We start from the raw sequence: 22,797 nt of genomic DNA on the forward strand, positions 1-22,797 counted from the left end.
AACCAGGTGAGGAAGAAGCAACAGACATGACCATGACCGACCCGATCGCGGACATGCTGACGCGGATCCGTAACGCCTCAGGGGCGTACCACGAGACCGCGTCCATGCCGTACTCGAAGTTGAAGGCCCGCATTGCGGACATCCTGAAGGCAGAGGGCTACATCCTCGGCTGGACCGAGGAAGAGGCCGAGGTGGGCAGCAAGCTCGTCCTCGAGCTCAAGTACGCGGAAAGCCGTGAGCGTGCCATCTCCGGGATTCGTCGCATCTCGAAGCCGGGCCTGCGTGTGTACGCGAAGTCCACCAACCTGCCCAAGGTCCTCGGCGGACTGGGCGTGGCGATTCTGTCCACGTCCTCCGGCCTTCTGACCGACAAGCAGGCAGCCAAGAAGGGTGTGGGTGGGGAAGTCCTCGCCTACATCTGGTGAGCGGGAGAGGAGACTAACTACTATGTCCCGCATCGGACGCCTGCCGGTTGCAGTACCGGCCACTGTCCAGAACGTCACCATCGAGGATCGCACCATCACGGTGACCGGTCCCAAGGGCGAGCTCAAGCACAACGTGCCGGAGCCCCTCACCGTCGAGCGCGGTGAGGACGGCGCCATCGTGGTGAGCCGCCCCGACGATGAGCGCGAGAGCAGGTCGCTTCACGGCCTGACCCGCACGCTCATCAACAACATGGTCCTCGGTGTCACCGAGGGCTACACCAAGAAGCTGGAGATCGTGGGCACGGGCTACCGTGTGACCGCGAAGGGCACCGACCTCGAGTTCGCCCTCGGCTTCTCCCACCCCGTGTCGGTGAAGGCGCCCCAGGGCATCACCTTCTCCGTCGAGTCGCCGACCAAGTTCTCGGTCGCCGGCATCGACAAGCAGCAGGTGGGCGAGGTCGCCGCGAACATCCGCAAGATCCGTAGGCCGGAGCCCTACAAGGGCAAGGGCGTGCGGTACGCGGACGAAGTCGTGGTGCGCAAGGCCGGAAAGGCTGGTAAGTGATCATGGGTTACGCACTCAAGCACACCAAGGGCAACCGCGGCAGCAAGCTGCGCTCGCGCGGTCGTCGTCACCTGCGTGTCCGTCGTCGCGTCGTCGGCACCGCCCTGCGTCCGCGCCTGGTGGTCACCCGCTCGTCGCGTCACGTCTTCGTTCAGGTCGTCGACGACTCGCTGGGTAAGACCATCGCGTCGGCATCGACCATGGAGGCCGACCTGCGCGGCTCCGAGGCACCCAAGGCAGACAAGGCCCGCACCGTCGGCGCGCTTGTCGCCGAGCGTGCCAAGGCGGCCGGGATCGACTCCGTCGTGTTCGACCGCGGCGGCAACAAGTACCACGGTCGCGTGGCCGCCATCGCGGATGGCGCTCGCGAAGCTGGCCTGGCGCTGTGACCGCCCCCCGGACACAGGACGAGAAGAGGATCTGAATATGGCTGTACAGCAGCGGAACAACGGTCCCGCGGCCTCCGGCCGGCGGGACGACAATTCCACCACCAACAACACCGATCGTGGCGCCCGTCAGGGCGGCAACGACCGCGGCGGCCGTCAGGGTGGCCGCGGGCGTGGACAGGAAGCCGAGAAGTCGGCGTTCCTCGAGCGCGTCGTGAGCATCAACCGCGTGTCGAAGGTCGTCAAGGGCGGCCGTCGTTTCTCCTTCACCGCCCTCGTGGTGGTGGGTGACGGCGACGGAACCGTCGGCGTCGGCTACGGCAAGGCGAAGGAAGTCCCGGCGGCGATCGCCAAGGGTGTCGAGGAGGCGAAGAAGAACTTCTTCCGCGTCCCCCGCATCCAGGGCACCGTCGTGCACCCGGTCCAGGGCGAGGATGCAGCAGGCGTCGTCCTGCTCCGTCCGGCAGCACCCGGTACCGGTGTGATCGCCGGCGGTCCGGTTCGCGCCGTGCTCGAGTGCGCCGGAGTGCACGACGTGCTCTCCAAGTCGCTCGGCTCGACCAACCAGATCAACATCGTGCGGGCCACCGTCGATGCGCTCAAGCAGCTCGAGGAGCCGGAGGCCGTGGCAGCACGTCGTGGCCTGTCGGTCGAGCACGTCGCTCCGGCGGCACTGCTCCGGGCACAGGCCGAGGGCCGCGCAGCTGCCCGGGCCGCGAAGGTGGGTGCCTGATGCAGATCAAGGTGACCCAGATTCGTTCCGACATCGGCGGTAGCCAGAGCCAGCGCGCCACCCTGCGAGGCCTCGGCCTCAAGCGCATCGGTGACACGGTGGTGAAGGAAGATCGCCCTGAGATCCGCGGCATGGTCCGCACCGTCACCCATCTGGTGACGTTCGAAGAGGTGGACTGACTCTCATGACTGATTCCAACCAGAACCCTCTGAAGCTTCACGACCTGCGCCCCGCGCCGGGTTCCAAGACCGCGCGCACCCGCGTCGGTCGTGGTGAGGCCTCCAAGGGCAAGACCGCCGGTCGTGGCACCAAGGGCACCAAGGCCCGCAATACGGTGCGCATCGGCTTCGAGGGTGGCCAGATGCCTATGCATATGCGTCTCCCGAAGCTGCGCGGCTTCACCAACCCCTTCCGCGTCGAGTACCAGGTCGTGAACCTGTCGGCCCTGCAGGAGCTGTTCCCCGAGGGCGGCACTGTCACGGTCGAGGATCTCGTCGCTCAGGGCGCCGTGCGCAAGAACCAGCCCGTCAAGGTGCTGGGCACCGGTGAGGTCAGCGTCAAGCTCGACATCACCGCACAGAAGTTCTCCGCCTCGGCGGAGAAGAAGATCGCGGCGGCCGGCGGTTCCGTCACCACCGCGTGAGTCTCTTTTGACGGGGCACCGTGGCGCAGAATAATCTGTGCTGCGGTGCCCCGTCGTCATACCGGGGCTGGTCCGACATGTCGCGGGACTTCTGCGACAGCCGGACGGACCGGGACGTCCTACGGTCCTGTCCCCGGACCTCCAGGAGGGAAACTGGTGAACTCGTTCGTGCGCGCGCTGCGCACCCCCGAGCTGAGGGCGAAGATCTTCTTCACCCTCGGCCTGCTCGCCATCTATCGACTCGGCGTCTTCGTCCCCACCCCGGGGTTCGACTACACCAACGTGATGATGTGCTCCGAGCAGTCGATGTCGGGACAAGGCGCCTCCGCGATGGGCATGATCAACATGTTCTCCGGCGGCGCATTGCTGCAGCTTTCCGTCTTCTCGTTGGGCGTCATGCCCTACATCACCGCCTCGATCATCGTGCAGCTGCTGCGCGTCGTGATCCCCCGCTTCGAGGCCCTCCACAAGGAGGGGGCCTCCGGGACGGCGAAGCTTACCCAGTACACGCGCTACCTGACCATCGGTCTGGGCGTGCTCCAGGCGACCACCATCATCACGCTCGTGCGCTCCGGGCAGTTCTTCGTGGGCTGCAACCTCACGCTGGTGCCGGATGAGTCGATCCCGGCGCTGCTGCTCATGGTCCTGGCCATGACCGTCGGCACCGTCCTGATCATGTTCATGGGCGAGATGATCACCGAGCGCGGTATCGGCAACGGCATGTCGCTGATGATCTTCACGTCCATCGCCGCGTCCTTCCCGGGCGCCATGAGCCAGGTCTTCGAGCTGCAGGGCTGGATGACCTTCGCCCTCGTCATCCTCGTGGCCCTCGTGGTCATGATCGGCGTGGTCTTCGTCGAGCAGTCCCAGCGCCGGATCCCGGTCCAGTACGCGAAGCGCATGGTGGGCCGGCGCATGTACGGCGGCACCTCGACGTACATCCCGATCAAGGTCAACCAGGCCGGCGTCATCCCCGTCATCTTCGCCTCCTCGATCCTCTCGCTGCCGCAGATGGCCGCGTCCTTCGGGAATGCGGACGCCGGGTGGGTGCAGTGGGTCAACCAGCACCTCGTGATGGGCGGTGCGTCCTTCTCCTGGATCTACGCCGTCGTCTACGTTGCGCTGATCGTCTTCTTCGCGTTCTTCTACGTGTCGATCACCTTCAACGCGGAGGAGATCGCCGACAACATGAAGAAGTACGGCGGGTTCGTGCCCAACGTGCGCGCGGGCAAGCCCACCGAGCGCTACCTGCGGTACGTGATCAACCGGATCCAGACCCCCGGTGCGATGTACCTCGCGGTGATCTCCCTGATGCCGCTGCTCGCCCTGACCTACCTGGGCGCCTCGCAGAACTTTCCGCTGGGCGGTGTCTCGCTGCTGATCATCATCGGCGTCGGCCTCGACACCGTGAAGCAGATCGATGCGAAGCTCCAGCAGCACCACTATGAAGGGATTCTTCGGTGACCAGCCCCGACCTCTCGACCGATTCCACCAGCCCGCAGGCCCCCGCAGGCATCGCGCGCCGACTGCTGATCGTTGGGCCTCCCGGCGCCGGCAAGGGCACCCAGGCCGTGCGTCTCGCGGAGTCGCTGTCGATCCCCGCGATCTCGACCGGGGACATCTTCCGGGCGAACGTCTCCCAGGAGACCGAGCTGGGCGTGCTCGCCAAGTCCTATATGGACAAGGGGGAGTACGTCCCCGATTCGGTCACCAACGACATGGTGCGCTCGCGCCTGGCCGAGGCCGATGCGCAGGACGGCTTCCTGCTGGACGGCTACCCCCGCACCCTGGACCAGGTGGGCGCCCTCGACGGCGTGCTGACCGAGCTCGGGACCGCCCTCGACGCCGTGCTGCTGCTCGAGGTCGAGACGGAGGCCGTCGTGGCGCGCCTCGTCGCCCGGGGCGAGGAGCAGGGCCGCAGCGACGACACCGAGGAGACCATCCGTCGTCGCCTCGACGTCTACGCAGAGCAGACCGCCCCGCTGATCGATGTCTACGACGGCCGCGGCCTCGTGCGTCGTGTGGACGGCATGGCCTCCATCGACGAGGTGACCGCCGCGCTGCAGGAGGCGCTCGCAGCACGATGAGCATCCTCCCGGAGCGGGTGGAGCTGAAGACGCCCGAGCAGATCGCCGTGATGCGGCGCAGCGGATACCTGCTGCACCGCGTGCACGACCTGCTGGAGCAGAGCATCCGGCCCGGCATCACGACGAACGAGCTGGATCGGCTCGCCCACGAGATGATCCGCGACGAGGGCGCGACGCCCAACTTCCTGGGCTACCAGGGGTACCCGGCCACGGTGTGCATCAGCGTCAACGACGTCGTGGTCCACGGGATCCCCGATGACCGGCCGCTGCACGACGGGGACATCGTCTCCATCGACGGCGGCCTGATCATCGAGGGATGGCATTCGGATGCGGCGCGCACCCACATCGTGGGCACCCCGCGCTCCGTGGCCGACGAGAACCTCGTCCGCACCACCCGCGAGGCGATGTGGGCCGGCATCGCCGCGCTCGCGACCGCCCAGAGGGTCGGCGAGGTCGGCGCGGCGATCGAGGACTACGTCACCGAGGAGGCAGGGGAGTCCCTGTCGCACCTCGAGGGCTTCGGGGGCCACGGCATCGGCACTGCGATGCACCAGGCACCGGACGTCATGAACTACCGCACCCGTTCCCGCGGGCCCAAGGTCCGCGCGGGCATGTGCCTCGCGGTCGAGCCGATGCTCATCCAGGGCCCCGGGGCCTGGGAGCTCGAGGACGACGACTGGACCGTGCGCGCCACGGCCGGCGGCCGGGCCGCCCACAGCGAGCACTCGGTCGCGGTGACCGATGCCGGACTGCTGGTGCTGACCGCGGGCGACGGCGGCGCCGCCGAGCTCGCGCAGCGGGGGATCACGGCGGCGCCGGATCCCCTGGACGCCGCGGGCCGCTGAGCCCGTCCCGCCGCCGGACCGGGGGGCGGACGCACCGCATGGGGCGCCCGACGTGCCGCACCGCGGGGGCTGGCGTGCGGGACCGCACGGGTCTGCTGCCTCTGTGCAGGTACCTGCGTGCGGGTGCCTCTGCGCAGGTGACGTGATCGGCGTCATCCTCGGGGGCATGGCCGTTACCGGAGAGTCCGTGTAAGCTCGACGATTGGGTGTGCTCCGTGCGCGACGTCTTCGTCGTGTGCAGTCTGCAGTCCCGTCGTGCAGTGCGTCGGCCGGTTCCACCGGTTCGTCCTGTCACGCGGGCGACGCGCTCCGGCGCCACCTACGTCGACCACCGTACCGTCACCCGACGGTCGGTGTGCATGGACTGAGTATTCATCGAATGCGGAACTCGGCCACCGGCTTGCCGGAGGCGAGAGATTGGGGAGGCATGGCGAAGAAGGACGGCGTGATCGAAGTCGAGGGCGTCATCACGGAGGCGCTCGCGAATGCGCGTTTCCGCGTGGAGCTCGACAACGGGCACAAGGTGCTCGCGCACATCTCCGGGAAGATGCGCCAGCACTACATCCGTATCCTTCCCGAGGACCGAGTGGTCGTCGAGCTGAGCCCCTACGACCTCGACCGTGGCCGCATCGTGTACCGCTACAAGTGATCGTCCCGGGAGAAGGAAAGCTATGAAGGTCAAGCCGAGCGTCAAGCCGATCTGTGACAACTGCAAGGTGATTCGTCGCCACTCGCGTGTCATGGTGATCTGCTCGAACCCGCGTCACAAGCAGCGCCAGGGCTGAGCGGAGCACTCCGCCCATCCCGGCATCAGCCGTGACGGCCACCCCCGAGGTGGCAGCCCCGCTGGGGCACCGTCCGAACCATCGGACACACAACAGAAGAACCGATACCACCGGCCCTCGGGCCGGCCACCCGCAGCGCGGAGGCTGCGGCGTCCGGATACAGACCCGGACGAGGTATCGGATCAGGCCTCCGAGACAGTAGGAGAATGCACATGGCACGTCTGGTGGGAGTAGACCTTCCGCGCGAAAAGCGCCTCGAAGTCGCCCTGACGTACATCTTCGGCATGGGACGCACCCGCGCCCTCGAGACGCTGGCAGCGACCGGCGTCTCCGGCGACAAGCGCGTGCGCGAGCTGACGGACGACGAGCTCGTCCAGCTCCGCGACCACATCGAGGAGAACTACCGGATCGAGGGTGATCTGCGTCGTGAGGTCGCCGCTGACATCCGTCGCAAGGTCGAGATCGGCAGCTACCAGGGACTGCGTCACCGCCGCGGCCTGCCGGTCCACGGACAGCGCACGAAGACCAACGCGCGTACCCGTAAGGGCCCCAAGCGCACCGTCGCCGGCAAGAAGAAGACTCGCTGACCCACGGCATCTGCCGTCGGACCGCGGGCCCTTCGCAGGCCGCAGTCACTTCGCGCCGTTGAGGGATCCGGCGCACCCGATACCCACCAGAGGAGTTCCGCCGTATGGCAACCAAGACCCGTCAGGCCGCTGCGCGCAAGCCGCGCCGCAAGGACAAGAAGAACATCGTCAACGGTCAGGCTCATATCAAGAGCACGTTCAACAACACGATCGTGTCCATCACGGACCCGACCGGCGCCGTCATCTCCTGGGCTTCGGCCGGGCAGGTCGGCTTCAAGGGCTCGCGCAAGTCGACCCCGTACGCCGCGCAGATGGCCGCTGAGTCGGCCGCGCGTCAGGCGCAGGAGCACGGCATGAAGAAGGTCGACGTCTTCGTGAAGGGCCCGGGCTCCGGCCGCGAGACCGCGATCCGCTCGCTGACCGCGACCGGCCTCGAGGTCGGCTCGATCCAGGACGTCACCCCGCAGCCGCACAACGGCACCCGCCCGGCCAAGCGCCGCCGCGTCTGATCGTCGTCGGCCGTCACGGGATCCCGGATCCCGTTCCTGACGGCCGACCCAGGTGCCGGGCCGGCTCAGGCCGTGCCCGGCGCCCCTGGACATCACCCATCCTCTAGGCCCACCGCCCCCTTCTGAGCGTCATATGGCGGACGCTCGCTGAAAGGATCCACAGTGCTCATTGCACAGCGCCCCACGCTGACCGAAGAGGTCGTGTCGGACAACCGCTCACGGTTCGTCATCGAGCCGCTCGAGCCGGGCTTCGGCTACACCCTCGGCAACTCCCTGCGTCGCACCCTGCTGTCCTCGATCCCCGGCGCAGCGGTCACCTCGATCCGCATCGACGGCGTGCTGCACGAGTTCAGCACCGTCCCCGGCGTCAAGGAGGACATCACCGAGGTCATCCTCAACATCAAGAACCTCGTCGTCTCCTCGGAGAACGACGAGCCCGTCGTGATGTACCTGCGTCGTGAGGAAGCCGGTCGCGTGACCGCCGCCGACATCACCCCGCCGGCCGGCGTCGAGATCCACAACCCCGACCTCCACATCGCGACCCTGAACGAGAAGGGCCGTCTGGAGATCGAGCTGATCGTCGAGCGCGGTCGCGGCTACGTCTCGGCCTCGCAGAACAAGGGCGTCGACGGAGAGATCGGTCGCGTCCCGATCGACTCGATCTACTCGCCGGTCCTCAAGGTGACCTACAAGGTCGAGGCGACCCGTGTCGAGCAGCGCACCGACTTCGACAAGCTCATCGTCGACGTCGAGGCCAAGCCGGCCATCAGCCCCCGCGACGCCATGGCATCGGCCGGCAAGACCCTGGTCGAGCTGTTCGGTCTGGCTCACGAGCTGAACCAGGAGGCGGAGGGCATCGAGATCGGCCCGTCGCCGACCGACCAGGCTCTCGCCGCCGATCTGGCGCTGCCGATCAACGATCTCAACCTCACGGTGCGGTCGTACAACTGCCTCATGCGCGAGGGTGTGCACACCGTCGGTGAGCTGACCGCCCGTTCCGAGGCCGATCTGCTCGACATCCGCAACTTCGGGCAGAAGTCCATCGACGAGGTCAAGGCGAAGCTCGCCGATCTCGGACTGTCGCTGAAGGATTCCCCGGCCGGGTTCGACCCGTCCGCCCTGGAGTCCTACTCCGACGACTTCGGCGACCAGTACTGACCTTTATCTTTAACTAGGAGAACGACCATGCCTACCCCCACCAAGGGTGCGCGCCTCGGCGGATCCCCCGCGCACGAGCGGATGATCCTCGCCGGCCTCGCCACCGAGCTGTTCCGCCACAAGGCGATCACCACGACGGAGACCAAGGCCAAGCGCCTTCGCCCGTACGCCGAGCGCCTCGTCACCTTCGCGAAGAAGGGCGACCTCTCGTCGCGTCGTCGCGTCATGCGCGTCGTCCGCGACCGCGGTGTCGTCTACTCGCTGTTCGAGGAGATCGCCCCGACCTTCTCGGAGCGTCCCGGCGGCTACACCCGCATCACCAAGGTGGCTCCCCGCAAGGGCGACAACGCCCCCATGGCAGTCATCGAGCTCGTCCAGGAGGAGTACTCCGCGAAGCAGTCCGTGGTGAAGGAGGCCGAGGGCGCCGCCAAGGGTGCCTCCACCTCTGACGCCGCAGCGGAGACCGCGACCGAGGAGAGCACCGCTCCCTTCGGCGAGGACTCCTACAAGGGCGACACCCCGCCCGAGGGCTTCGACATCAAGGGCAACGAGGACTCGATGAAGTTCCACACCCCCGAGTCGCCCTGGTACGACCGCACGGTCGCCGAGGTCTGGTTCCGCACCGCCGAGGCCGCCGAGACCGCCGGCTTCGTCAACGCGAAGCCTGCTGCCGACGAGGCCGACGAGGCCTGATCGACGCACCGCTCGCGGGCCGGGACAGCACACCACGCTGCCGCGCCTGACCCGCAGCACGAGCACCACGCCGAAGGCGGGCTGGCGGGGGAGATCCCGGCGGCCCGCCTTCGGCGTTCTGCTCGGTGAGGCATTCCGAGGTCACGCAGGGACCGCACGCAGGGACCGTGTCCTGACCGTGACGTGACGGCCCGAACGTCGCCTGATCGTGACCGAGCCTCGACCGGGCCGGGGCGCGAGAGCGTTACGGTGTCCACGGAGCCCGCTGGGGGACGGCCGGGGCGATGAGGCCCCGTCGTGTGCAGTGCGTGTCTCGGCATGCACTGGTTCTTCCGGCTTGGACTCGTCATGCGCCCTCGGAGAACCGGAGCAGTCCATGTCCACTCACCATCTCGACCCCACGCCCGATGCTGCTGTCTGGCCGACTACCGCGGAGGAGCCATCCTCGGAGGAGCGGACACCGCGTCATGGCCCCTCTCGGCGGGCCGTGCTCGTGGCCTCCGCGGCAGCGGCCGTCGTCCCCGCCACCGGGACCGTGCTGGTCGCGGCACCCGCTCTCGCCGATCCGTCGGTCGCCGGCGGAGAGACCCGCATCGTCGATGTCCCGCTCGCGGACGTCGCGCTGATCGACGTCGAGGGCGGCGTCGCGCGGGACCTCGCCGAGCAGCCGGCGACCATGATCGGGGTGACCTGGCCCGCGGACGCCGACGTCCCGGAGGTCCTGGTACAGGGGCTGGACCTCGAGGGCGAGTGGTCCGGATGGATCCCGCTCGAGGCCGCGGAGGACACGGAGACGGGGGAGGGTGCTCCGGGGACCGAGGTCGGCTGGATCGGGGCGGTGTCGGCGCTGCGGATCCGCGCCGAGGTCGACGGCGGGGACGTCACGGAGGCCCTGGTGGCGCACGTGGTCACCACCTCCGAGGCCCCGGGCGATCAGGAGTCGACCCTGCTCTCGGGCCCGGATGCGACGGTCTCCCAGAGCTCGCAGCTGCGCACGATGTCCGCGACGGCGACGTCGGCGAAGAACCCCGCCACCCCGACGCTCGGATCCGGCGCACCCAGGTTCGTGTCCCGCGCGACGTGGGGCTCGAATGAGTCTTCGGTGCGTGGCACGAGCAGCACGGATCGTCTCAAGGCTGTGGTCATCCACCACACGGCGGGCACCAACAACTATTCCAAGAGCCAGTCCGCCCAGATCATCCGGGGGATCCAGTCCTATCACGTGGGCACTCTGGGCTGGGCGGACATCGGCTACAACATGCTGGTGGACAAGTACGGCCAGATCTTCGAGGGCCGAGGTGGCGGCCTGCACCGGAACATCGTCGGCGCGCACGCCTATGGGTTCAACACCGGCAGCTTCGGCATCTCGGTGCTCGGTGACTACTCCTCGACCACGCTGGCCTCTGCCGGGCGCCGAGCGATCGCCCAGGTGGCCGGCTGGAAGCTGCTGAGCACCTTCCAGTCCTCGGTCACGGCGAAGGTCTCCTGGACCCCCGGTACCGGCACCCGGTTCCCTCCGGGGGAGAAGGTCTCGCTGCCGAGGATCATGGGGCACCGCGACGTGAATTACACCGAGTGCCCCGGGTTGAACCTGTATCGGCAGTTCGGCGCGGTCCGCAGCGAGGCGCAGAGCTACGCGGACTCCGGCTGGACCAAGCACCTGGCGGCCTTCGAGAAGGCGGGCGGCTCCGCGGTTCTCGGCACCGTCGTCAAGAGCGCCCACAGCACGGGCAAGTACAACGCGACCGTGCTGACCAAGGGCCTCGTGATCAACGAGAGCGGCATCTCCACGGCGTACTACTGCCCGACGGCTACTCATTGGCAGGCCTCCTGGGGCCGGCCCAGCGGGCGACCCTATGAGGACGGTGAACGGGTCGTGCAGGCGTTCTCGTTCGGGATGTCGGCGGTGAACGGTCGCTACAACCGCTTCTCGGCCACCAAGTTCGGCGACGTCGCTCCGGGCCGCGACTTCTACTTCGACATCAACGACCTCGTGGACCTGGGGGTGGTGCATGGATACGGGGGCACGATGTATCACCCCGATGAGCTGACCCGGCGCGATCACATGGTGGTCTTCATCTACCGGGCGATGGGGTCCCCCTCCTTCACGCCGCCGAAGTCATCGCCGTTCTCGGACGTCTCTTCGCAGGACACCTTCTACAAGGAGGTGTGCTGGGCGGCGGCGGAGAAGATCTCCGTCGGCTACACGGACGGGACCTTCCGGCCGGCGGACACGATCCGCCGGGACGCCGTCGCCTCGCTCCTGTACTACGCAGCAGGATCGCCGCCGGCATCCCCGAAGGACGCCGCCCAGTTCTCGGACGTCTCACCGACCAGCGGCTACGCCACGGCGATCGGCTGGCTCGCCAAGACCGGCATCTCCCGCGGCTACAGCAACGGCACCTTCCGGCCCCGGAACCGGGTGCCGCGGGACGAGATGGCGGCGTTCCTCTGGCGCTGGACGCGGGAGGTCTGACGGCGTGCACCCCGCAGGAGTTCGCGGACTCCTCCGGGGTGCTGACCTGCTGTGCTGTGCTGTGCTGTGCTGTGCTGTGCTGGGTCCCGGTCCCGGCCCCGGCCCCGTGCCCGGTCGGGGACGCGGGATGCGGCACCCGGGATTCGAGATGTGGGTTGTGGATGGTCGGTCGTCAGCCGTTCTGCGAAGCGTCGGCTGCGGGTTCCACTCCGTCGGCCCAGGCGTACGACGTCTGCGTGCCCGGCCGCGTGACCGAGTCCGAGGCATAGGCGCTGCCGGCCCGGATCGCGTCCAGCACGTCGCCCGAACGCACCCAGGTGGTGCTGAAGCAGCCGATGAAGGCGTCGCCCGCCCCGGTCGTGTCGATCGCCTGGACGGCCGGGGCCTCGACGATCTCCTGGCCGTCGGCATGGGCCCACAGGGCGCCGCGGGACCCGAGGGTGACGATGACGTTGCTGATCCCCGCGGTCAGCAGCACCTCGGTCGCCTTCGTGATGTCCTCGAGGCTCGAGACGGGCATGCCGGTGAGCAGCTCGAGCTCGGTCTCGTTGGGGACCAGGAAGTCCACTCCGGTGATCCGGGCCAGATCGAGCTCTGGGGAGGCCGGGGCCGGGTTCAGCAGCACCGGGATTCCCAGCTTCTCGCCGAGATCGATCGCGGCGTACACCGTCTCCAACGGGATCTCCAGCTGCAGCACGATGAGTCCGCAGCGGGCGATGTCCTCCCGAGCGGCCTCGACGTCCTGCGGTGTCAGGAGCGCATTGGCGCCCTTGACGATGATGATCGAGTTGTGGGAGTCGGGGTCCACGAAGATCGGGGCGACGCCGGAGGTGGCCTCGGTGCGCAGCACATGATCCGTGCGGATGCCGTTGCGTTCGAAGTTCGCCAGCGTGGTGTCCGCGAAGACGTCGTCGCCCACTCGGGAGACCATCACGACCTCGGAGCCCAGACGCGCGGCGGCCACGGCCTGGTTAGCTCCCTTGCCGCCGCAGCCCATGCGGAACTCCGGCGCCTCCACGGTCTCCCCTTCGGCGGGCATGCGATGGATGTAGGAGATCAGGTCGACCATGTTGGACCCGATGACGGCGATCGGCATATCAGTGGCTCTCTTTCTCGGCGGCGGCCACCAGCCCGGTGGTCACCGAAAATCGTGTGCTCCGGCCTGCGGGCAGCTGTACCAGTGTGCCCGCCCGCTCCGCGGCCAGGAACCCCTCGGGTCTGCTGGTCGCGGGCAGGGCGAAGGCGGCGACCTGCTGGTCCGGGTTCGAGAGGATCCAGCGGGTGGCCGTGGGGAACTGCGAGCTGTCGAACTCCGTGACGAACTCGAACTCGTCGCTGTTGGCCAGCGAGAAGCGCAGCGGGCCGCCCTGGGCCGGGAGATCGTCGGCGAAGTAGACGATCTCGGGGTCGAACTGCTCCGCGCCCACCAGGCTGTCCGGATCGATCGCGCCGCTGCGGATCCGCTGCGTGATCTGCTCCCACGCGGGAGTCGGGGCGACATGCGCCGGGATGCTCTCGCGCAGGTGGAAGGTGCCCTCCGGCAGCGTCTGCGTCATCCGTGCTCCCTCGAGGAAGCGGTAGTTCAGGTGGCACATGTACTGCAGCGGCATCGTCGCGTAGGCGGAGAGGTTGGTGACCTCCAGGTCGATGTCCAGCAGGGCGGACCCTGCGCGCAGGGTGACCGACGGGATGGCACGGTAGTGGTGGCCGAAGCCCATGACGTACTCGTGCACGGAGCGGATCGTCACGGAGTCCTCGGCGAGGACCAGCTCGGCGCTGTCCATCTCCGCGCAGGCGAACTCACCGTGCAGCGGGTGATCGGCCTCGGGGGAGGGGCAGCCGGCGGCCAGCAGCCCGGAGTGGAAGGCGAAGCACCCGTAGGTCTCCGCGATCCGCTCCACCTTCCGCGGCTCCTCGAACATGCTCGTCATCCGCAGGGACTGCCCGTCGAACTCGGCATCCCAGACGATCTGCCCCAGGAAGGGCAGCACCTCCACGCGGCCGCGGGAGTTGCGGATGCTCAGCGATTCCACACCGGTGCGGTACCGACGGGCCGAGACGGTCCACTCCGGGCCCTGGCACACCACGCGCGGAGTCTCACCGAACAGCTCCCGGGGGAGGTCCAGGGTGAAGGCCATCTCAGCGCACCTCGGTCCGGGCATCGCCAGCAGTGTCGGCCGTGGCGTCGGCCCGGGTAGCAGTGCGCTGCGCGAGGCTGCGACGGCGCAGGGCGACGAAGAACAGCAGCACCGCACCGAAGCAGAAGAAGTTCACGAGGAAGCTGAGCCGCATCGAGCCCAGCGAGTCGGAGAGCAGGCCCTGCACGGCGGGGATGAACGCGCCGCCGATGATCGACATGACGATGATCGCGCCGCCGGTCTCGGTGAACCGCTTGTCCTCGATGACGTCGAGGTTGCGGGCGAAGATCGTGGCCCAGCAGGGCCCGAGCAGTGCGGAGGCGACGATCGCCGCATACACCGAGGTGAAGTTCGGGACCGCGACGATGTACACGATCGTGAGCATGCCCAGCGCCGCGTAGCCGATGAGCACGAGGTCCTCGTCGATCTTCGTCATGAGGAAGTTCGCGATGAACTTGCCGGCGAAGAAGGCGATGAAGCCGGCGATCAGGTACGAGGCGGCGGAGCGCTCGTTGATCGAGGGGTCCAGGTCCATGGCCAGGCGGATGGTGAAGGACCACAGGGCGGTCTGCATCCCGACGTACAGGAACTGGGTGAGGATCCCCGCGCAGAAGATCCGGTTCTTCAGGAGGTGGGCGAGGGTCTCGCCGAGCGGGGCCTTGGCCTCGGAGGCGTCCTCGCGCAGGGGCTTCGAATGCGGGTACTGGGTGATCGCGATGAGCACCACGAGCACCAGCAGCAGCACCAGGATCACCTTGTACGGATCCAGGGTGCGCCCCAGGGCCTCGGAGGTGATCGCGGCCCGCTCCGCCTCGGTCGCGGCGTTCGCGATCTGGGCGTGCAGGGCGTCGCCGTCCGTGAAGACGAGGTACTTGCCGAGCACGGCGCCGCCGAGGAAGCCGACGGCGGTGAAGGTCTGCGAGATGTTCAGGCGCAGGGTGGCCTTCTTGCGCTCGCCGATCATCGAGGAGTACGTGTTCGCGGAGGTCTCCAGGAAGGACAGGCCGATCGCGATCGAGAACAGCGATCCGAGGAACACCGCGTAGGTGGCGACCTGCGAGGCGGGGAAGAACAGCACGCAGCCCAGCACGTAGACGCTCAGCCCGATGAGCAGACCGGTCTTGTAGCTCGTGCGACGGATGACCCGGCTGGCCGGGATCGCGATCAGGAAGTAGCCGCCGTAGAAAGCGGACTGCACGAAGGCGGAGGCGAAGTCCGAGAGCTCGAAGACGGCCTTGAACTGGGTGATGAGGATGTCGTTCATGCTGGCGGCCATGCCCCACATGGGGAAGCAGATCGACAGCAGGATGAACTGGAACCTCGGAGTGCGGTCGAGGTAGCCGTCGCGCAGCTGGCGGGAACGGTCCTTGATCAGGCCCCAGGAGGTGTTCGGGAGGCCGACCTCCCCCTCGGTCGTGGCGGTGGTGGCAGCGCTGGTGCCGGCGTCGTCGCGCATCGAGTTCATGGCGGTCACCGTCCCAGCAGCGCAGAGCCGGCGGAGGCACCGATGCGGGTGGCCCCGGCGTCGACCATCGCGTAGAGGGTCTCGGCATCGCGGATGCCGCCGGAGGCCTTCACCCCGAGGCGGTCGCCGACGGCGGCGCGCATGAGGGAGACCGCCTCGACGCTCGCGCCCCCGGAGGCGAAGCCGGTGGAGGTCTTCACGAAGTCGGCCCCTGCCTGCTCGGAGGCCTCGCAGGCGGCGGTGATCTGGGCGTCGCTCAGCAGCGCGGTCTCGAGGATGACCTTGACCAGGGCGTCGCCGCTGGCCTCGACCACGGCGGCGATGTCCTCGCGCACACGCTCCCAGTCGCCGTCCTCGACGGCGCCGAGGGAGATCACCATGTCGATCTCGGCGGCCCCGTCCGCCACGGCGGCGGCGGTCTCGGCGGCCTTCACGGAGGGCAGCTGCGCCCCGGAGGGGAACCCGACCACGGTGCAGACCAGGGTGGCGTGGTCCTCGAGCTCATGGGCGGCCTGCGCCACGCGGGTGGGGCTGACGCACACGGTGAGGAAGCCGTTCTCGGCGGCCTCGTGGCACAGGATGCTCACCTGCTGCGCCGTCGCGTCGGGGGCGAGCAGCGTGTGATCGATCAACGATGCGGTATCCATTCCAACTCCTTTGTTCGGATACCCCTAGTGAAGGTCCCGGTGCGGAGCGGCTGCAACGGCAAGATGGCACGTATGTGCCGATGTCGATGGTGGGCAGGGGCCGGCAGGGCCGGGCTCAGAGGGTCTCGGCGAGGGCCGTCGCCGTCGCGAGGTCCGTCACCAGGTGGTTCGCGTACCGGTTCTCCAGAACCGCCCGGATCAGCGGCAGCATCTCGAGGCCGCTGGTGACGAGGACCGTGCGTCGCAGACGCCGCAGCTCGGAGAGGGTGGGTCCGAGCGTGCGCTGGCTCAGCGACGGGGCGACGATCCGCCCCTCGGCATCGATGTATCGCCCGCAGATCTGCCCCACGGCGTGGTCCTCGATGTGCCGACGGTCCTCCGCGGAGAGCAGCGGCGATCGGTGCAGCGCCGTCGCGGCGGGAGTCTCCGCGCCGAACACGACCGCGGCGCACTCCGCGCGCAGCGCGAGCACCTGGCGTGAGGCCGGATCGTTCTCGGCGTCGAGCCGTGCGGCGACGCTGTCGTGCAGGATCGGGAACGGATAGGGATGGACCGGGACTGCGGAACGAGCGGTGAAGGCCGCCAGGGCCGCATCCACCTCGACTCCGGGATCGGTGCCGTTGAGCTGCACCAGGGCACGAGGTCTCAGGCGCTGGCGGTCCATCGCCTCGGTGACGGCATGGATCGCATCCGACCACCAGAAGCCCAGCACGTCCTCGCCCGTGGAGAGATGGGCACCGAGCATCTCGGCGGCGCCGGAGCCGAGCGCATACCGGTTGTCCATCGGGCCGCGGCCCACGGGGACCACCAGGCGCAGCTCCGCGAGGCAGAAGTGCTCCTGCAGCTCGGAGATCAACGCGGCGTCGGACTCCCGGGGATCGGCGACGAGCGTGCGCACGAAGCCGCGCTCGCGCGCAGTGGCGACGAGCTTGGAGACCGTCGGCCGGGAGACGTGGAGAGTCTGGGCGATCTCCTGCTGGGAGAGGCCGCCGGCATGGTAGAGCTTGGCGGCGTCCAGGGACAGGCGATCACGCGGGGTCAGCCCGTAGCGGTCTCGCGCCATCGTCGGATCCTTCCCTCGGGAGCCGGGAGCCGGGAGCCGGGAGCCGGGAGCCGGGAGCCGGGAGCCGGGAGCCGGGAGCCGGGAGCCGGGAGCCGGGAGCCCTGCCCGTCGTGGACCGGGCCCGCGCAGGTTCTGGTTCTGGCTCTGGCTCAGGCGCAGGCGCAGGCGCCGGCTCAGCCGAAGTAGCGGGGCAGGGTGCCCTCGCGCAGGGTGCGCAGCTCGGAGACCGCGAAGGCACCGACACCCTGGATGTCCAGGGTGTCCGCACCGCTGGTGCCGATCACCAGATGCGGCACACCGTGCTCGGTGCACAGTGCCTCCAGGCGCGCGGCCTGCTCGGCCGGGACGGCGACGAGCGCTCGGGCCTGGGACTCCGAGAACAGGGCGGAGGCGAGGTCCACGCCGTCGCGCTCGAGCAGCGCGTCGAGGTCGATCTGCGCGCCGGTGCCGAAGCGGGTGGTCGACTCGACGAGCGCCTGGGCGAGGCCGCCCTCGGACAGGTCGTGCGAGGCTGCGGCGACGCCCTCCTGGGCGGCGGCGATGAGCACGCGGGCGAGCGAGCGCTCGGCCTCGAGGTCGACCTGCGGGGGCAGACCGCCGAGGTGACGGTGGATCACGTCTGCCCAGGCGGAGCCCGAGAGCTCCTCGCGGGTGGTGCCCAGCAGGACCACCGAGAGGCCCGCGCCCTGCCAGCCCGAGGGGACGCGGCAGGCGACGTCGTCGAACACGCCCAGCACGCCGACCACGGGGGTGGGGTGGATCGCCGAGTCGATGTTCCCGGGCTCGCCGGTGGAGTTGTACAGGGAGACGTTCCCACCCGTGACGGGCACCCCGAGGGTCTCGCAGGCCTCGGCGAGGCCGCCGATCGCCTCGACGAGCTGCCACATCGGGCCCGGGTCCTCCGGGGAGCCGAAGTTCAGGCAGTCGGAGATCGCCAGCGGCACGGCGCCGGAGGTGGCCACGTTGCGGTAGGCCTCGGCCAGCGCGAGCTGGGCGCCGGTGCGGGGGTCGAGCTTGGTGTACCGGCCGTTGGCATCCGTCGCGAGGGCGACCCCGCGCCCGGTCTCCTCGTCCACGCGCAGCACGCCGGCGTCGTCGGGCATCGAGAGCGCGGTGTTCCCGCCGACGTACCGGTCGAACTGGTCGGTGACCCATCCCTTCGAGGCCAGGTTCGGGGAGGCGATGAGCTCGCGCAGGGTGCGGGCGAGCTCCTCGGCGTCCTCAGGGCGGGGGAGCGCCTCGGCGCGGTCGGCCTGCAGGGCGTCCTGCCAGTCCGGCCGGGAATAGGGGCGGTCGTAGACCGGGCCGTCGATCGCGACGGTCGAGGGGTCGACGTCGACGATGCGGTGCCCGTCGTGGTCGATGGTGAGGCGACCGTCCCCGGTGACCTCGCCGATCACGGAGGCCTCGACGTCCCACTTGTCCACGATCGCCTCGAACTCGGCCAGCTTCTCGGGGCTGACCACGGCCATCATGCGCTCCTGCGACTCGCTCATGAGGATCTCGCCGGCGTTCAGGGTGGGGTCGCGCAGCAGCACGTTCTCGAGGTGGATGTGCATCCCGGAGCTGCCGTTGGCGGCCAGCTCGCTGGTGGCGCAGGAGATCCCGGCGGCGCCGAGGTCCTGGATGCCCTCGACGGTATGCGCCGCGTACAGCTCGAGGCAGCACTCGATGAGGACCTTCTCCATGAAGGGGTCGCCCACCTGGACGCTGGGGCGCTTGACGGGGCCGCCCTCGTCGAAGGTCTCCGAGGCGAGGATCGAGGCGCCGCCGATCCCGTCGCCGCCGGTGCGCGCACCGAACAGGATCACCTTGTTCCCTGCGCCGGTGGCGGAGGCGAGGTGGATGTCCTCGTGGCGCAGCACGCCGATGGCGAGTGCGTTGACCAGGGGATTGGTCTGGTAGGCGGCATCGAAGACGGTCTCACCGCCGATATTGGGCAGGCCGAGGGAGTTGCCGTAGCCGCCCACGCCGGAGACCACGCCGTGCACCACGCGGGCGGTGTCGGGGTGGTCGATGGCGCCGAAGCGCAGCTGATCCATGACGGCGACGGGGCGGGCGCCCATGGCGATGATGTCGCGCACGATGCCGCCCACGCCGGTCGCGGCGCCCTGGTAGGGCTCCACATAGGACGGGTGGTTGTGGGACTCGACCTTGAAGGTGACCGCCCAGCCGTCGCCGATGTCGACGACGCCGGCGTTCTCGCCCATGCCCACCAGGAGCTTCTCGCGCATCGTCTCCGTGGTGTGCTTGCCGAAGGTGCTCAGGTGCTTCTTGGAGGACTTGTAGGAGCAGTGCTCCGACCACATCACCGAGTACATGGCCAGCTCGGCGTTGGTGGGGCGGCGGCCCAGGATCTCGCGGATGCTCGCGTACTCGTCGTCCTTGAGGCCGAGCTCGGCGAACGGCTGGGCCTGGTCGGGCGTGCTGGCGGCATGCTCGACGGTGTCGACGTCCCCGGACCGGCTGTCCGGTGCGGCGGTCTCAGGGTGGAGGGCGTCAGCGGTCATCGCGGGATCGGGTCCGTTCATCACGAGGGCACAGGAGCACCGGCGGTTGCCGGCGCCGGAGGGCGGACGAGCCGCCTCGGCCCCCACAGTCTACGATCGCCGGGCTCCTGCAGGCGCGAGCGCCCACCGTGAGGACGGTGACGGGCACCTCGTGCTCGCCGGGGCGAGCGCGGGGTGCCCGGGTCGGAGCGGGCGGACCGTCCCGCTCAGCGCTTCTGGGCGCGACGTGCCGTCTTCTCGCGGTCCCGCAGGACCTTCTCGCTGACGGGTGCCTCCGAGCTCGCTCGCTGCGCCCGGAAGTAGGCGGCGGCCTCGTCCTGCCGCTCCTTCTCCCCGCCCAGGGCGATCGGAGCGCGCACATGACCGGGACGGATGTCGAACGCCGCCACGAGGTCCAGCACATGGGGGCGGAGGCGCCACAGCAGGCGCCGCACGTCCGAGCCGATCTGACGTCCGCGCTGGGCGGAGATCATGCCGCCCAGCAGGAACCACGCCAGATCGTCCTGGATGACCGTGAGCCCGAACAGATCGCGGAGCTCGGTCAGCACCGTGCGTGAGCCCTCGTCCTCGAGCTTCTCGATCGCGGTCGTGAAGGCGCGCCATCGGACCAGGTCCGCGTGGGCGCGGGCCGCCTCCAGCATCTCGACCTGATGCTTGTTGACCTCCGTGGCGGCGTCCGCCGGACTCATCTTCGCGGCGGATCGCAGCGAGAGCGCGACCTCCTCGACCTTCACCCGGGCGCGTGCCGTGAGCATCTCCTCCTGGAACTCGCTCTGGCGCATCGAGTCGAAGGCCCGACGGGAGTTGCCCCGGTCGCTGAGATCCTGTGCGAGCCGTGCCCACGGGGTGTGGCGCTTGGCGAGCACCTCGGCTCGCTGGGCGATGAAGCGACCGATGCCGGCGCGGTCCACGCTCTTGAGCTCGGAGGTGTAGTCGCTCAGCAGGCGCTTGGCGACCAGCTGCATCAGCACGGTGTTGTCGCCCTCGAAGGTGGCGTACACGTCGAGGTCCTGGTGGAGGCCGACGAGCTGGTTCTCGGCGATAAACCCTGCGCCTCCACAGGCCTCGCGGCATTCCTGGATGGTGTCCAGGGCGAGCCGGGTCGAGGTGGGCTTGAGCGCAGCGGCGAGGGTCTCCAGATCCTCACGGGCCTCGGGATCGTCCTCACGGCCCGAGAACACATCGTCGAAGGCCTGCAGCAGCTGCTCATGGGCGAAGGCGCCGGCGTAGGTGGCGGCGAGCTTGGGCAGCAGGCGGTGCAGATGCGCCTGGTAGTCCATCAGCACCGTCTCCTGCGTGGGATCGGCGGCCGTGAACTGTCGGCGCTGCGTCGCATAGGTGATCGCGATGTGCAGGGCGAGCTGGCTGGCCCGGTTCGCGGAGCCGTCCAGGGAGACGCGGCCTTGCACGAGGGTGCCGAGCATGGTGAAGAACCGGCGGCCGGGGGACTCGATCGGTGAGGTGTAGGTGCCGTCGGCGGCGACATCGCCATAGCGGTTCAGCAGGTTGGTGCGGGGCACCCGCACCTGGTCGAAGGCGAGTCGACCGTTGTCGATGCCGTTCAGCCCGCCCTTGGGGCCGTCGTCCTTGCTGCGCACCCCCGGCAGCAGCTCGCCCTCGGCATCGCGCACGGGCACGTAGAAGCAGTGCACGCCGTGGTCCACGCCCTCGGTGATGAGCCGGGCGAAGACCGTCGCGGCTTTGGCGTGGAGGGCGGCGTTGCCGAGGAACTCCTTCCACGCGGCGGAGAACGGGGTGTTCAGCACCCACTCCTCGGTGGCGGCGTCGTAGGTCGCCGTCGTGGCGAGCGCCTGGACGTCGGAGCCGTGGCCGATCTCGGTCATGGCGAAGGCACCGGGGGTGGCCAGGCTCATCGCATCGGGCACCCAGGCCTTCTGCTGCTCCTCGCTGCCGAGCTGCACGATCGCCGAGGTGAACAGGCCCCACTGCACGCCCGCCTTGATCTGCAGCGAGGGATCGGCGACGACGAGCTCCTCGAAGCTGGCGACATTGCCGCCGTTGTCGTTGGGGCCGCCGAGGTGCTCGGGCATCATCAGCCACGAGACGTTCTCCTCGGCGAGGATCTCCATCTGCGCGTAGGTGAGCTCGCGGTGCTCGGCGACGGTGACGTCGAGCGGACGGTGCAGCTCGGGACGGGCGGCACGCACCCGGGCCGTGCGGCGGGCGTCGGCCCACTTGCCCATCAGGGCCTCGGAGACCGCCGGGACGTCGAGCCGGTCTGCTCCGCTCGGCGGGACGGGGATCGGGCCGGTCGGTGTCGGGCTTGACGTCGCCGGGGCGGCGTCTTCGGAAGCGGTACCCGAAAGATCGGTGAGTCGGTCGGCGTTGACAGTCATGCGTGCATTCCCTTCATGAGCCAGGTGACGAGGTGGATGACGAGCTGGTCGGAGGTGAGCGGGGGGTGGTCGGGGTCGGGGCGCGACTCGATCTCGCTCATCCAGGTGTCCACAGCGCCCTCGACGAAGCCGACGGCACCGTGCGCCCAGATCTGGGGGGCGGGGACGGTGCTCGGGAGGAAGGTGGCGACCAGGCGGGAGACGGAGTGCAGGAAGTGGTTCAGCCCGTCGCTGGGACGGGTGACGAAGCGGTAGACGCCGGGGGAGCGCTGCGCGGTCTCGACGTAGGCGCGGATCATGGCGTGGATGCGCTCATCGGCATCCGGCTCGCGGCCCACAGCGGATTCGAGCTCCCGCATCTCGTCCAGGAGCTTGGCGTGCATGGACGTCAGGATGCTGCGCCCGAGCGCCCTCTGGAGCGAGGCCTTGTCCTCGAAGTACCGGTAGACGATCGATTTCGAGGTCCCCGAGGCCGCGGCGATGTCCTCCATCGTCACGTCGGGGCCGTTGTCATGGATGAGGTGCCGGGCGATGTCCAGCAGCTCGGCCCGCCTCTCCTCCCGGTGGCGGGCCCAGCGGGCCGATCGGCCATCCACGGGGGCTTGCGTCGTCGCGTTCACAGAACCTAGGGTATCAAGTACCGACGGTTCTATGTAAAGTCCCGGTTCTATGTAATGTCGAGGCCGACGACGATCTTCCGTTCGCCCACCGTACGCAGTGACCAC

At 68.9% G+C, this 22,797-nt stretch carries 24 protein-coding genes; 16 read left to right on the plus strand and 8 right to left on the minus strand.

The features are described from left to right. Window positions 1-26: 26 nt before the first annotated feature. The 16 genes from rpsH to ABD093_RS16660 all read left to right on the plus strand — a co-directional run bounded on the left by rpsH (window position 27) and on the right by ABD093_RS16660 (window position 11,892). Window positions 27-425, plus strand: a complete 399-nt coding sequence (gene rpsH / locus ABD093_RS16585) for a 30S ribosomal protein S8 (RefSeq protein ID WP_193116800.1) — start codon at window positions 27-29, stop codon at window positions 423-425. Between the two features lie 22 nt (window positions 426-447). Then, window positions 448-990, plus strand: a complete 543-nt coding sequence (gene rplF, locus ABD093_RS16590) for a 50S ribosomal protein L6 (RefSeq protein ID WP_193116801.1) — start codon at window positions 448-450, stop codon at window positions 988-990. Between the two features lie 2 nt (window positions 991-992). Beyond that, window positions 993-1,379, plus strand: coding sequence for a 50S ribosomal protein L18 (gene rplR, locus ABD093_RS16595; protein WP_193116802.1), 387 nt, complete (start codon window positions 993-995; stop codon window positions 1,377-1,379). 37 nt (window positions 1,380-1,416) lie between these two features. After that, the gene (rpsE, locus tag ABD093_RS16600; protein WP_193116803.1) at window positions 1,417-2,109 is read left to right on the plus strand and encodes a 30S ribosomal protein S5; all 693 of its coding nucleotides are present in this window, start codon (window positions 1,417-1,419) and stop codon (window positions 2,107-2,109) included. Next, the gene (gene rpmD / locus ABD093_RS16605; protein ID WP_319021532.1) at window positions 2,106-2,288 is read left to right on the plus strand and encodes a 50S ribosomal protein L30; all 183 of its coding nucleotides are present in this window, start codon (window positions 2,106-2,108) and stop codon (window positions 2,286-2,288) included. Before rpsE ends, rpmD begins: the two co-directional genes overlap by 4 nt. Before the next feature lie 5 nt (window positions 2,289-2,293). After that, on the plus strand, window positions 2,294-2,752 hold the full coding sequence (gene rplO, locus ABD093_RS16610; RefSeq protein WP_226849817.1) for a 50S ribosomal protein L15: 459 nt from the start codon (window positions 2,294-2,296) through the stop codon (window positions 2,750-2,752). 156 nt (window positions 2,753-2,908) lie between these two features. Beyond that, on the plus strand, window positions 2,909-4,216 hold the full coding sequence (gene secY / locus ABD093_RS16615) for a preprotein translocase subunit SecY (RefSeq protein WP_193116805.1): 1,308 nt from the start codon (window positions 2,909-2,911) through the stop codon (window positions 4,214-4,216). Continuing rightward, window positions 4,213-4,839: an adenylate kinase gene (locus ABD093_RS16620; protein ID WP_377802341.1), complete on the plus strand. Its 627-nt coding sequence runs from the start codon at window positions 4,213-4,215 to the stop codon at window positions 4,837-4,839. Before secY ends, ABD093_RS16620 begins: the two co-directional genes overlap by 4 nt. Further along, on the plus strand, window positions 4,836-5,684 hold the full coding sequence (gene map / locus ABD093_RS16625; protein WP_193116806.1) for a type I methionyl aminopeptidase: 849 nt from the start codon (window positions 4,836-4,838) through the stop codon (window positions 5,682-5,684). Before ABD093_RS16620 ends, map begins: the two co-directional genes overlap by 4 nt. 427 nt (window positions 5,685-6,111) lie before the next feature. Next, a complete protein-coding gene (gene infA / locus ABD093_RS16630; protein WP_193116807.1) occupies window positions 6,112-6,333 on the plus strand; it encodes a translation initiation factor IF-1 in 222 nt (73 codons plus the stop codon). A 22-nt stretch (window positions 6,334-6,355) separates the two neighbouring features. Then, complete coding sequence (rpmJ, locus tag ABD093_RS16635) at window positions 6,356-6,469, plus strand: 50S ribosomal protein L36 (RefSeq protein ID WP_010532506.1); 114 nt, start codon at window positions 6,356-6,358, stop codon at window positions 6,467-6,469. 212 nt (window positions 6,470-6,681) lie between these two features. After that, a complete protein-coding gene (gene rpsM, locus ABD093_RS16640) occupies window positions 6,682-7,056 on the plus strand; it encodes a 30S ribosomal protein S13 (protein ID WP_193116808.1) in 375 nt (124 codons plus the stop codon). Between the two features lie 104 nt (window positions 7,057-7,160). Continuing rightward, window positions 7,161-7,565, plus strand: a complete 405-nt coding sequence (gene rpsK / locus ABD093_RS16645; RefSeq protein ID WP_193116809.1) for a 30S ribosomal protein S11 — start codon at window positions 7,161-7,163, stop codon at window positions 7,563-7,565. Between the two features lie 162 nt (window positions 7,566-7,727). Beyond that, on the plus strand, window positions 7,728-8,723 hold the full coding sequence (locus ABD093_RS16650) for a DNA-directed RNA polymerase subunit alpha (RefSeq protein WP_193116810.1): 996 nt from the start codon (window positions 7,728-7,730) through the stop codon (window positions 8,721-8,723). A gap of 27 nt (window positions 8,724-8,750) precedes the next feature. Continuing rightward, entirely contained in the window at window positions 8,751-9,416 is a 666-nt protein-coding gene (gene rplQ / locus ABD093_RS16655; protein WP_193116811.1) for a 50S ribosomal protein L17, sunset domain variant, read from the plus strand. A 376-nt stretch (window positions 9,417-9,792) separates the two neighbouring features. Next, complete coding sequence (locus ABD093_RS16660) at window positions 9,793-11,892, plus strand: S-layer homology domain-containing protein (protein WP_193116812.1); 2,100 nt, start codon at window positions 9,793-9,795, stop codon at window positions 11,890-11,892. 172 nt (window positions 11,893-12,064) lie between these two features. On the opposite strand, the gene rbsK is transcribed toward ABD093_RS16660, so the two are convergent. From rbsK to ABD093_RS16700, 8 genes are all read right to left on the minus strand, one after another. Further along, window positions 12,065-12,988 carry a ribokinase gene (gene rbsK / locus ABD093_RS16665; protein WP_343925886.1) on the minus strand — a complete coding sequence of 308 codons (924 nt, stop codon included), beginning with the start codon at window positions 12,986-12,988 and terminating at the stop codon, window positions 12,065-12,067. A gap of 1 nt (window position 12,989) precedes the next feature. Beyond that, a complete protein-coding gene (locus ABD093_RS16670; protein WP_343925888.1) occupies window positions 12,990-14,030 on the minus strand; it encodes an aldose epimerase family protein in 1,041 nt (346 codons plus the stop codon). 1 nt (window position 14,031) lies between these two features. Continuing rightward, on the minus strand, window positions 14,032-15,495 hold the full coding sequence (gene fucP / locus ABD093_RS16675) for an L-fucose:H+ symporter permease (protein WP_343925890.1): 1,464 nt from the start codon (window positions 15,493-15,495) through the stop codon (window positions 14,032-14,034). A gap of 5 nt (window positions 15,496-15,500) precedes the next feature. Continuing rightward, window positions 15,501-16,142 (minus strand): deoxyribose-phosphate aldolase, encoded by a 642-nt coding sequence (gene deoC / locus ABD093_RS16680; RefSeq protein WP_343925892.1) that lies wholly within the window; start codon window positions 16,140-16,142, stop codon window positions 15,501-15,503. Window positions 16,143-16,257: 115 nt separating this feature from the next. Next, window positions 16,258-17,205: a sugar-binding transcriptional regulator gene (locus ABD093_RS16685; RefSeq protein ID WP_343925894.1), complete on the minus strand. Its 948-nt coding sequence runs from the start codon at window positions 17,203-17,205 to the stop codon at window positions 16,258-16,260. Window positions 17,206-17,378: 173 nt separating this feature from the next. Continuing rightward, on the minus strand, window positions 17,379-19,715 hold the full coding sequence (gene purL, locus ABD093_RS16690; RefSeq protein WP_343925896.1) for a phosphoribosylformylglycinamidine synthase subunit PurL: 2,337 nt from the start codon (window positions 19,713-19,715) through the stop codon (window positions 17,379-17,381). A 206-nt stretch (window positions 19,716-19,921) separates the two neighbouring features. After that, window positions 19,922-22,072, minus strand: coding sequence for an acyl-CoA dehydrogenase family protein (locus ABD093_RS16695; RefSeq protein WP_343925898.1), 2,151 nt, complete (start codon window positions 22,070-22,072; stop codon window positions 19,922-19,924). Continuing rightward, window positions 22,069-22,692: a TetR/AcrR family transcriptional regulator gene (locus tag ABD093_RS16700; protein ID WP_343925900.1), complete on the minus strand. Its 624-nt coding sequence runs from the start codon at window positions 22,690-22,692 to the stop codon at window positions 22,069-22,071. Before ABD093_RS16700 ends, ABD093_RS16695 begins: the two co-directional genes overlap by 4 nt. Window positions 22,693-22,797: the final 105 nt, after the last annotated feature.

Origin of the sequence: Brachybacterium tyrofermentans, from assembly GCF_039526165.1 — a bacterium.
In the GTDB taxonomy this organism is placed as follows: Bacteria; Actinomycetota; Actinomycetes; order Actinomycetales; family Dermabacteraceae; genus Brachybacterium; species Brachybacterium tyrofermentans.